Source organism: Ewingella allii, assembly GCF_044430645.1.
Lineage (GTDB): Bacteria > Pseudomonadota > Gammaproteobacteria > Enterobacterales > Enterobacteriaceae > Ewingella > Ewingella allii.
Window position 1 is genome coordinate 64,584 of the sequence record NZ_JAWUDN010000004.1, and the last position, 12,134, is coordinate 76,717.

The following is a 12,134-nucleotide window of genomic DNA, read 5'->3' on the forward strand; positions in this document are numbered from 1 at the left end:
TTTATTAAGAAATTTAAATCAGTCATTAAATTGGAGTAAACGTCAATATCCCCAATGGTTATAAGCCAAGGGCATCTTATTCAACTTAGCTCTGTGTTCGCGCCAATTTGGTAAGTGCATGTTCATCAGAGCGGTAAAACGCTCGTTGTGCTTGCGTTCGTGTAGATGGACGAGTTCGTGAACCACAATAAATTCAAGGCATTCAGGTGGTTTTTTTACCAGTTCGAGATTGATCCAGATACGTGCGGTCTGTGGATTACAGCTACCCCATTTGGTCTTCATTCGCTTGATGCCAACAAAACTGGCTTCAGCCTTTACCTCCTGCTGCCATTTTGCCATTAACTTAGGCAGTCTTTGTTTTAATATGCCGCGATACCACTGGTTGAGAACTGTTTCCCGCTGAGCCGTGTCGTAATGTGGGGGAACTTTCATGCATATCCAGCCCCCCTGAAGTTTCACTTCAGCGGCCTCATCCACTATAACCACATCCAGCCGATAGCCTCTTCCCCAGAGATAATGCGTTTCACCGCTGCACATCTCTCGCTCACTCTGGCGCGGCTGAGCCTGAAATTGTGCCTGCTGCTGGCGTATCCACACTAACCGTCTGACTACAGCCATTCGGATTGCAGTATCTGATAGTGAGGTGGGTGCCGATACCCTTACTCGGCCATCAGGGGGCAACACACTGATGTGTAGATTTTTTATCCCTTTACGTTGTAAATCCAAAGTCAATTCACCGATCGTAACTATAGGCATCAGTGGTATTCCTTCTGTGCTTTCACCAATGCCATGACTTCCGCTACAGTTAGCGCATAACCTTTAATTTCTTCAGCAATAGCAAAGGCTATCTCACGCTCTTTAAAACGATCCCCATACCAGTCAGCTTTTTTGGTATTACGGACGGCGGAGTCGATCTTTGCAATAAGAACTTCATCTTGCCCTAGGTTGTCATACAACGCTCGTTTAGCAAGGGTATCAACGCTGGCAGGATAGGTATTCTGGCTGCCAGATTGTGGGTATTTCACCTGCTTGGCTAACTCGCGTACATGCTCCAGATACTCTTGGTAAGAGAGCGCTTGCTGACGACGTAATGCGATTAACTCATCGAGCAACACTGACATTTTCTCGTAATACTTCGGATTGACGGGATTTTCATCGACGATGGTTCTACGTACGTTATTCTCAATCGCTTCCGCCATCGCCTCTTGATTGCCGCGCATATCAGCTGGAAGACCATCAAGTGCATCTTCTCCGCGTTCGATAATCAGTTCAAGCAGTCCTAACTCTTCAAAATCCATCAGGGTTTCACTTGGATCTGCATCTACCCAAAGATCTAACATCTGCCTCATTCCAGGCTCGAACTGCTTCATATCGACCAGGTCACCGCTGGCTATTTTGACCTCATCCCGGACCTTTGAGTAAAACTCGACATCGACACTAATTTTCTCTGCTTGTTGCTCGTTATAACCAGCCTCGATAAGTTCACCGGCAAGACTGGTAAAAGCACGAATCAGCCTCGCCACTGATTGGTACAGTGTCAGTCTTAGAGCTTCTTTTTCTGATAATTGATCGATATCTGTCCCTGGCTCACCACAGAAGTAGTGTTGGAAATCCAGCTGATTTCTAGGCATTCTGACAGGTTCGCAAAGTGTGCGTACTGCATCTAACGCGCCATCTAAATCTATTTTTGCCTGTTGCAAACGATCTTTCAGTAACCCGGCTACATCTTCTTTATCATAGCCATCGAAAGCCTCGGCGGTATAGTCATTTACCGTTTTTTCCAGCGAGCGGAATAGGTCTTTATAATCGACAATATAGCCGTACTCTTTGTCCTCGCCATCCAGTCGGTTAACTCTGCAGATTGCTTGGAAAAGGTTATGGTCAGCCATTTTTTTGTCGATATAGAGGTAAGTGGCGGAGGGGGCATCAAAACCAGTCAATAGCTTATCAACGACTATCAATAGGCGCATTTGACCAGGCTCTTTTATAAAACGTTGTTTGACCTCTCTTTCAAATTCACTCACGCGCTTGGCGGCTTCGACTTCAGTCTGTTCAAAATACTCAGCGAGCATTTTGCGATAGATATTGTACTTAGCCAGCTTCTCGGTCAGCCCTTCGCCACTTTCCTCACCTTTAATCTCACTAGCGTTCGGCTGATAGCTTGTGACGATGGCACATTTACCAGCAAAGCCAGAGTCACTGAACATCTGATAGCATTTGCAGGCCTGATAAACACTGGAACAGACCAACATGGCATTACCGCGTCCATTCGCGAGCCGTGGTTTTTGATCGAAATCGAGCAGGATATCGGCAACAATTTGCTCAAGCCGCGAACGACTCGACAAGAGCTTTTGCATCGAAGCCCATTTTTGCTTGAGTTGTTGCTGACCAAGGCGAGAGAGTTTAGATGTTTTGGCATCAAACCACTGGTCAACTTTCTTCTGCGACTTCACCCGCTGGTCGATATCACGAGCTTCATAGCGGAGATCTAAGATTACACCATCATTTACCGCTTCATCGAATTTATAGGTGTGAATATAAGGTCCGAAAATTTCTACCGATTTCTTTTTATCCTGTTTCATCAGCGGAGTGCCGGTAAATCCGATAAACATTGCTTCGGGTAAAATACTTTTCATTGCTGCATGCAATTTGCCTGACTGAGTACGATGACACTCATCGACAAATACGAATAATTTGCCCTTGGCGCGAAAGTTGGCAGGAATATTTCTCTTCATCTGCTCAATGAAATCATCAGAGCCAGTATTTTTGTCATCTTCGTCTTGATGACCAAATTTGTGAACTAACGAGCAGATAAGCCAGGGGCTGGTTTGATCCAAACGCGAGATCAGATCTGCTCCGCTCCGGGTACGAAGTATCTCTTCATCAACACCGTTAAATACCTTTTCGATCTGTTCATCGAGCTCGGTGCGGTCGGTTATGATCAAGACCCGGCCATCGGTGACATTTTCTCTGATCCACTTCGCCAACCACACCATCGTCAGGCTCTTACCGCTCCCCTGTGTATGCCAGATAATTCCGCCTTCACTGCGTTGAATAAATGGCTTCGTTGCAGAGACGCCAAAATATTGGTTGTGACGGCAGGTTTTTTTCACTCCAGCATCAAAAACGATAAAATCGTGGATCAATTCCAGATAACGCTGTTTATTACATGTCTGAGCAAGATGACGGTCAAGTAAGTTTGCATGAGGTGATTCAGTGGTTTCTTTCCATTGGAGATAATATTTCTCCGGCGTTTCAATTACGCCATAGCGAAGCCCCTCTAAATCGTTACCTGCCATCACCAATTGGATGGTGGTGAAGAAATTGCGAATAAACGCTTTTTGTTGGTTATCGAGGTTTTGACGTATGCCTTCTGAAACTGACACTGTAGAACGTTTCAACTCAATCACACCAAGCGCAATGCCGTTAACATACAGCACCAGGTCTGGACGTTTCTTATTTTCACCTTTGTGGGTCACTTCTTCGGCAATAGCGAAATCATTGGCCTCGGGATTTTTCCAGTCTACCAGCCAGATGGTCTGATTTTGCTCACCTGCGCCTTCTTTGTCTTTCACTCCATAACGCAGCAGACGATAGACTTCTTTATTCGCATCATAAAGGATACGTCCTTCACCTAGGCTTGCTGCCCTGTCCAGCTGCCGTAATGCCTTGGTGATCAACACTTCTGGAACGCCGCGTTTTTGAAGCCAGGCAGTCAATAGGCCAGGTTCGATATTGTTATTGTCTTCGCGCTTATGCCAGTTACCAAGATAGTGGTAGCCCAAATGTTCGGTGAATAAGCTAATAACGCGTTTTTGCGTTATACGTTCACGCTGGCCGACATTGTTCATAATTCCTCCTTAAATACGCTACCACTAGCGTCGATTAACAGTTCCAGCATTTCCGCCTCGTGAACGGCGATCTCTTTCTCGCCCCATTGGTCGTTTTTCTTCATCAGCGTGATCATTGCCAGCAGCTTCAGGCTGTCAATTTCATTACGGGCAAGACTCGCTTCGAAATGTTCTTGCTTTTGTTTTGGCTGAAAGTTACTAAGCCGCGAATTTTTGCTATGACTAATCAGGCTGAGGTTGCCGAAGGTATGCAACGATGTATCTGATATTTTTCTATAACCATCCATTGGGTGCTGAGGATAGAAATGCTCAACCGAACTGCGGAAAGTAAATTCAAAACGCTTGACTACCTCAATTTTATTTCTGTCACGACACCAGAGTAAGTAGTCCAGGTAATTGAATACCAAGTTGTTTGCTATGGTACCAAAGCGCATCTTCTTCTGAATCTGATCTGACAGTACAACAAGTTGGATATGTGACTCATTGCCGTAGATAATCTCAAAATATGATTTTGGCGTTTCTTCTGCCAGGAAGTTCTGAAAGACAAATGCGGAGGCAAGGTGCTCCAGATATTCGAGATATTCCCTTGCTTCGATCTGGCTTACAGCGGAATGGGCATTAAACAGATAGAACAAAGCCCCATTCAACCAGTGTTTGTAAACCAGAGTAGGGGTTGAAACGTGGAAGGCGGAAAGCAACATCAAAATCTGCCGGTTGATGCCGGTATTGTTAATCTCATCTTCATTAAACGTATTGGTATAACTGGTACTCTTCTCTGAATACCAACGCAGGCGCTTCAAACTCCAGCCATCGCTTCCTTTGGCGAACTCTCGTTTGATCACGAACTGATCAAAAAGGTATTTACATTTGAGAAGTGCAAAGACGAAATCCTGTACCGCTTTAACCGGGTCATTCTGCTTTAATAATCGAAGTTCGAACTGTTCGATTAATTGTTTGTCATCAAGTGGTACATCAACTCTTTCCTTACCAGTTTGGCTACAGACACGCAAAACATGCAGCAGGAAGTTGGAGAAGTTGATAACACTATTAAAACGCTCTGAGCTACCTTCATCTTCTTCACCCCTATCACCACTTATGGTTGAAGATGACTTGATAATGTCAGCCAGTGTGCGGTTTGTTTGGTTCTCTCCTGTGCCAAGCTCCGAAGCAGATGGGATAAACATGTCAGTTAGAGAATTAAAATCAGCAGGCACAAATTGCCCCCAATTTTCCTGCCCAAATAATTGATGACGTTCGGCTGGTGTAAAACCGTACTGGACATAACGTTCCATGTTGGAGCAAGCATCCCAAACTCGTGAGAGGGTGTTCAGGCTGCTCTGCCGAGCTTGCTGATCCGTTATCTCGTTGAGCACAGCCATCAGTTGCGCTTTCACCACTTCATGTTTTTCAAGTTGCTCGCCACGGTTATTCATCACCTCAAAAAAATGGTTGAGGTCGGTATCGACAGGCACTTCTATTCGGGCAATTTGTACATGGTCGAAAAGGTAAGTACAAAAATGGTTTAATGACTCACCAACTAGCTTCAAGTCGTGCAACACCTTACCTATCAGCTCATAGCCATTGATCAACCCTTCGTTAAATTCCTTGCTTCGAAGCTTATGTGGTTCCACGCCTTGCCAGAGGCGGGCAAAGGTCTCACTGGATTTTGGTCTACTCTCGAAACCTAGGTTAATGCCTTGGTACCAGTTCATATCGAGCGAGGATTTAGTGTGTTTTTTTAACCAGTTAGCAAGAAGTGATAGGGTCGTAAAACGTTGCTGTCCGTCGATTATCTCTGACTGCCCATCAGGGCGAGTGAACACGACCAAAGTACCGATGTAGTAAGTTTGAGGGAGAGGGCTATGCAGGCTTTTTTGCTGGTAGTCGAGTATGTCCTGCACAAGTTGAGTGATCTCACCTTCTCCCCAGGCATAGTTACGCTGGTACATGGGGATAAGATAACGAGATACATCACCCAGCAATGATCTGACAGTAAAGGATGTTACCTTTGCATCACTCATAGTAGTTCATCTCCTTGAACAGCCTCACCAGCTCGTCTTGCTCATGGTTACCGGTACGGCGGTTATTATTATTTTCTGAAGCCCGAATTGTGAGTAATGGTATAGATAGCACATCACCAGGTACTCTGGCTTCTTTGATTACCCGGAACAGATTATTTTCCAGCACGTACTTATCCATAGTTGCTAGCTGTACCACCTGCTGTCGGATTCGGCATCTGTAGGCCCAGATAAAGCTTTTTTCAATCGCTGCAGATAACGACTGCTCACCAAATTTGTCGATATAAAAGATCAGAGCACAATCAAACATAGTGCGTATATATTGATCCCCTGTTCGATAGCGATTTCGATAGCTATTTAACGTTCTTAGTATCTGAGTTGCCATTTCACCAAGGACTATGCCCTGAATCATTAACGGCTTTTGAGTATGAGTGCTGGCATGCTCACTGGAGATAATTGCCGATACCTGTTGCTGGTAGTGTTCTGCCATTTCGAAAAAACGTCTTCCATTGATAACCATTTGATCCAGATGGAAAGGGAAACGCATTTTCTGGCCATCAATCTTGCGCTGATACTGATTGTTATAGTCATCTACAAAATGGTGAGCTATGCGCAAAGATTCCACATAAGGGAACTGACCAATCTGATCAAGGTTGATCCCTTTGAATAGGCCGACTTCATCCTTACCAAAGAAACGAGCTGAATTTCCCTGCGACCACTGACGTACCCTGTAGAGATAGGATGCGAAAAGATTAGCTAGGTCATCGCTGGGTAATCCTTCCCAATGGGCAACGGAAGCAGCTTTCAGTTCTACCTCATGGCTGGCGAATTCACGTAGATGGAAGGCTTTAAGCAGATCGTGTGGATCCAGATCCCGCCCTCGGGCATTTTGTGAGTCGAAGAACTGAAAGGCTTCAGACAGGTCAGTCAGCACAAAGACCACCAACTGGCAGCGGTTGAGGAGAAAATCAATATGTTGCTCGCTGAATTCTCGATGGCTAACCCTACGTTTTAGCTCCTGATAATTCTGGTACAGATTGTATTCCGATATCTGACTGGCAAAGCGTTGCCGTCCCATAAAACCTTCAACGGAGGGCTTTAGCTGGGTTAGCGCTTCTTGCAAATCCTGACGTTCCAATTTAGCAAGTCGGGTTTCGATAATGGCCCATATAGATAGTATTAATGTCAACGTTCGTTGCTGGCCATCGACGATATCGAGCTTGTTTTCTTCATCGCTCTCAGTGTGATGAAACACTACTGAGCCCAACCGGTAAGCCGATTTATCAAGATGGCTATCAATATCCGCAAACAGTTCGCTGATATTTTTCACCCTCCATTTATAAGGACGCTGATAGGCTGGAATGGTTACGTCAGTCAGGCTTAATAGACCCTTGACCGACAGAACTGTCTTATCAAGGGTATGTTTCATGGCTGGTGATCCAATGATAAACGGATGCGTCCGGTCAGCAGCTGTTGCATCATTCCTTGTTTTATATCGCGGACCTTGGCTAGTTTTTTTTCTAATGTAACGAGTTCAGCGTCCATATCTGAGAGGACGGTGGCTATGGCGGTTTGTTCTTTTAATGACGAGGGAATAGCCACTTTAAAACTATGGGCATCATTTCGATTTAAGGTTGGTACCCCGGAACCACTTGCAAAGCGTTCAAAACCGATATATTTAAAAATATAGTAGACAAACTTTGAGTCTGAGTTAATGAATTTTGTAACCCAAAGCGATGTATTATGAGGCCAAAAATCGCACTCTATGTGGTGAACTTTGCCCAACGTCCCGGATCTACCTGTAACCACACCTGGACCTTTAACTTGGAAATGATTATGAGTGTTAACTATGCCGTTTGAATATACTACTGGATATAATCCTTCACTTCTTTTACTGGCCGGTAAATCAAAACCTCTTTGCAATGGGGCAAACTGACCTATTTCGCGCTCTTCCCAATCCTCCGGGATATGCCCTAGATCACTAAATTTATATCCTTTGATAGTTCCATCAGGATGTTTAGAAAATTGTGTTAAGCGAATACGACCAGTTAGCAGTTGCTGCATTGTAGCAGTTTTGATAGCTTGTTTTTTTTCGAGTAATCGTTCAAGTGCATTTATCAGAGCATCGGTATCGGAGATTACAAGGGCGATAGCCGTTTGTTCATTCTTGGGTGGTAATGTTATTTTCATATCAGCAATCATTTCTCTACGGACAGAGTCTACTGATGATTTTGCAGTCATCGACATTATTCTGTCGTAAAAGTAATTGCTAAAAATTATATAAAAAAAGTAGCCGTCAAGTGTTTCTTTAAAATTGTACATTAAATAGACGCGCTGATGGAAATCAAACTTTCCCTTTAAATAGTGAAATATTTTACCTGTTCCGACTCCATCACCTGCAGTTAATACGCCCTCCCCATCAAATGAGTAAGAATTTATTTTTTCTATAGTCTGAGAGCGGACGAAAAATGGATATGTACCATCATCCACCTTATCTTGTGTATTTTTCTTTCCGGTTGTGATTGATAATAAATGACCTATTGAATCAACCCCCCAATCTTCTGGAATAATACCGACCTCGGTCTGCTTATAACCAGTTGGAATGGTCTTTCTATCCTGCATTTTTACTACTTTATTCATCATTCCCACTCCAGCCCCATCGCTTTCAGATGAGCAGCAACTTTTGACTCCAGCGCAGAAACGTTTTGCGTAAGATCCGGCAAAGCTGAGCTATACCTCTCCTCCAGTTCTTTTATACGATTTGCCAATCGCTGCGTGACATGCTCAATCTCCGTTTCTAAAGCACCAGCAAGACTGGCCTGCCATTTATCGCGTACAAGCAGAATTTTAATATCGTTATCATTTAGTTTTGGATAATAACCAAACACCTTAAAATCCATTTTTTCTTGCGCATCTTTATGCGCTTTTTTTGCTCGGGTTTCGGTATCAAACAATGTCTGAGCGGTTTTCAGGGCTGCCTTTTCTTCTTTATCAGTTGCGACTTTAAGGCGAGCCTTAACACTAGCAGCTGTTACTTTTTCTTTGTCGTTCATCGCATCAGCAAGTAGCTCATTTTCACCGCTGTTTTCTTCAAGGAAACTTTCCAGTGCTTGCACTGCTTCGTCATAAGCCATCTGCAGTTGCTCAAGCTGTTGTTGCTCGGTAGCAAAATAGCGAGCCACTAAAAGGGCTGGCGGCAACAGTTCAGCCTTATACTTTTTCTTGCCTATTACTAGATCTGGTGTTTCTTTGAGTTTTTCCCCTTTTTCGATAATAAGTTCACGAAGTTCTTTGCCCGCCTGCCAGCCATCCTGACTCAGGACATAAACATCGTCCTGCATCACCTCCATCCAGTAATCCATCAGTAACTGATAAATCGCGTAGTTCTCCAGCAGCGGCACATCGGTTGTGGTTTCAGAAGCATAAGCAGAGAGAAGTCGCTCGCCAATTTCTTCAATTAGCTGTTTCGGTGAATCACCGCGAGCAATTTCTTCAAGCTGACAACCTGCAAACCACTTTTCAAAGGGTATCAGTGCTCCCGCTTTGAATGCGGTAAATTCTGGGTGTGCTAGGATAGTGGCCTTCACTTCACTTGCTTCGACTCGTGCATTGCTGTAACCAGGCCGGGCAGGTTCGAACAATTCCTGACGTAGAGTCGGGAAAATTTTCCAATAAGCACTGAGAGCATCAATATCGCGATCGGGAATGCCACCAGCCAAATGGCCAGAAAGATCGTGCAGATCTTCCGGATCGCTGCTGTCGATATAGCGAGGGATATTGAGGTTGAAGTCGTTAGCCGCAATTTCTGACAGCGGTACCAGACGGCTGAAGCGAGGGATTTCCTGCTCGCGATTAAACGCATCGACAATTTTATGGATGTCCTGGGCGCGTAGGCGGTTTTTATTGCCGTCTTTAATAAAGCCCTTACTGGCATCGATCATAAAGATGCCTTGCTGGCTCTCGCCATTAGCATTGAACGCTCTGAGTCGAGCATCTTCTTTATCGATGACAATAATGCATGCCGGGATACCCGTGCCGTAGAACAAGTTAGCAGGCAGGCCAATAATGCCTTTGATATAGCCCTGCTTGAGTAGGTTTTCACGAATACGTGCTTCAGCATTGCCACGGAACAGAACGCCGTGAGGCAGGATCACTGCGCCTTTACCTGTGCTCTTGAGGCTTTTGATAATGTGCAGCAAGAAAGCATAGTCGCCGTTCTTCTCTGGCGGTGTCCCCCAGACAAAGCGGTCAAATTGATCGTTCGAAACATCCAGCCCGCTGGTCCAGTTTTTGTTGGAGAAAGGGGGGTTGGCTACTGCGAAGTCGAAGGTTTTCAGATTATCGTTGCCATCCTTCCAGTGTGGATCGGCCAGAGTGTTACCTTTCCAGATTTTAGCGGTGGCGTTGTCATGTAGGATCATGTTCATGCGGGCCAGTGCGCTGGTTGCATAATCCATCTCTTGGCCATAAATGGTCAGTCCTTTCGGACCGGCTTCGTCACTGGCTTTCAACAACAGTGAGCCTGAACCACAGGTAGGGTCATAAACGGTAGCATACTGTGGTGTCTGTTTGCTGATACCAATCACTTTCGCCAAAATGCGTGACACTTCTGCTGGGGTGTAAAATTGCCCCTTGGATTTACCTGATTCTGTAGCAAAGTGACGCATTAAATATTCGTAGGCATCACCTAGCAGATCGTCTCCATCAACGCGGTTGGCTGAGAGATCCAACCCTTCGAAGATTGCCACCAGCTTGGAAAGGCGGTCGATCATTTCCTTGCCTTTACCCAGCTTGTCTTCATCATTGAAGTCGGCAATGTCGATAACACCTTTCAGGTCATTAGCTTCAGCCAGTAATCTGATAGTTTTGTTAATTTTTTCGCCAATTTCTTTGTTGCCCTTGAGAGCAACCATATCGTCGAAACTTGCACCTTCCGGCACTTCAATCATCGCGTAAGGGTTGCCCTTAGCTTTGTCAGAGACGTACTTCATAAACAGTAGTGTCAACACATAGTCTTTGTACTGTGAAGCATCCATTCCGCCACGCAACTCGTCGCAGCTCGCCCAAAGGGAGGAGTAAAGTTCGTTCTTCTTGATAGCCATATGGTGTCCGGTGAAAGCAATACGATAACGCGACAGGGGGAACAGGCTCAGTTGCCGAAATACAGCCTGTGGCGTAAGAAATTAGGTGGGAGTTTAACAAGTTGGCAGCGCTGCGACTATGCTGGGGATCTGGTACGAAGAATGTTTGTTCAAGTAAGAATCATAAAAAACTATGAATAGGAGAGAGTTTTGAAGACGTGTTTTTGGTCAGGGTGTTAGGGAAGGTATATTCAAAAGCTCAATTCTTAAACACTTGGTTCTGGTGCCATTCAACAAACTGCTCTGCAGGCCAGAAAACTTTGTCCTGTGGTAAAAAGAGTTTTTGTCCGTCACGCTGCCAGAAAAGCTGATCCACAACCGGGCTTCTGTTTACCCCGTCGGAAATACGGATAGTCAAATGTTCATCTATACCTATCGCTCCCCTATCAAAGGCAGAATGGTGCAGAGAACAAAGCGCTAGCCCATTATTCACTTCACATGGCCCGCCATATTGCTTCCACCGGATATGTGCTGCTTCAAGTCCAACAAGTGCGCCGTCAAGTCGTAGATCGTAGCCACAGAAAGCACAGCGTGAGTGATATGCCCGTAAGACTATATCTCTGAAACGCGGGTCACGTGCTTTCATCAGGGCTGTGAAATCAAAGCCTAAAAGGTCTGCAAGAACTAACTGGACACTTTCTGGGAAACGCTCAGTCATGATCTGTTGCGCTAGCTTATTAATCATTTCTGGAGTTTCACAAAGTATTTGGTAGCTGTGTTCGTCGAAACCACCAGAAACATGATTCTCAATTAGTTCACGCTTTGTTGGTTGGGTATTGCCTGTGCGTGGCTTGCAACCTTCGGTATTTTCAAGCGTCCAAAATCCATCAGTTCTCAGGCGCCAGAAGGGCATGTTTGGATAGTAATCACGCCTTTTAGGGCCGAAGTCAGCGAGCAATTTTGTCAGAGGTTCGTGAATCTCTTGTCCATAGTCGAATAGTCGGGGATGCCCCTTTAAGTATTGCGATAAAACATAAAGCAACAGCAGTGGTTTATGTGGAGCACACTGGTCGCCTTTACGCCAGAGAGCTACGCAAGAAATTGCAATTTGCAATGCTTTATGTGAAGTCATAGCACAAGGTTAACAGGTTGAAGTTGTTGAGATCTTGCTCGCAAAGAATATG

The 12,134-nt window shown here is 45.0% G+C and carries 7 protein-coding genes; all 7 read right to left on the bottom strand.

The genetic code is table 11. The features are described 5' to 3' along the window. Positions 1–42 precede the first annotated feature (42 nt). Positions 43–756 (bottom strand): SprT-like domain-containing protein, encoded by a 714-nt coding sequence (locus tag SBO83_RS11070; protein WP_396131548.1) that lies wholly within the window; start codon positions 754–756, stop codon positions 43–45. Then, a complete protein-coding gene (locus tag SBO83_RS11075; RefSeq protein ID WP_396131549.1) occupies positions 756–3,851 on the bottom strand; it encodes an HsdR family type I site-specific deoxyribonuclease in 3,096 nt (1,031 codons plus the stop codon). Before SBO83_RS11075 ends, SBO83_RS11070 begins: the two co-directional genes overlap by 1 nt. Next, positions 3,848–5,872, bottom strand: coding sequence for a DUF262 domain-containing protein (locus SBO83_RS11080; protein WP_396131550.1), 2,025 nt, complete (start codon positions 5,870–5,872; stop codon positions 3,848–3,850). Before SBO83_RS11080 ends, SBO83_RS11075 begins: the two co-directional genes overlap by 4 nt. Continuing rightward, positions 5,865–7,298 (bottom strand): DUF7834 domain-containing protein, encoded by a 1,434-nt coding sequence (locus tag SBO83_RS11085; protein WP_396131551.1) that lies wholly within the window; start codon positions 7,296–7,298, stop codon positions 5,865–5,867. Before SBO83_RS11085 ends, SBO83_RS11080 begins: the two co-directional genes overlap by 8 nt. Then, complete coding sequence (locus SBO83_RS11090) at positions 7,295–8,512, bottom strand: restriction endonuclease subunit S (RefSeq protein ID WP_396131552.1); 1,218 nt, start codon at positions 8,510–8,512, stop codon at positions 7,295–7,297. Before SBO83_RS11090 ends, SBO83_RS11085 begins: the two co-directional genes overlap by 4 nt. Continuing rightward, the gene (locus SBO83_RS11095; protein WP_396131553.1) at positions 8,509–10,971 is read right to left on the bottom strand and encodes a type I restriction-modification system subunit M; all 2,463 of its coding nucleotides are present in this window, start codon (positions 10,969–10,971) and stop codon (positions 8,509–8,511) included. Before SBO83_RS11095 ends, SBO83_RS11090 begins: the two co-directional genes overlap by 4 nt. Positions 10,972–11,209: 238 nt before the next feature. Next, positions 11,210–12,082, bottom strand: coding sequence for a phosphorothioated DNA-binding restriction endonuclease (locus tag SBO83_RS11100; RefSeq protein ID WP_396131554.1), 873 nt, complete (start codon positions 12,080–12,082; stop codon positions 11,210–11,212). Between the last annotated feature and the right edge of the window lie 52 nt (positions 12,083–12,134).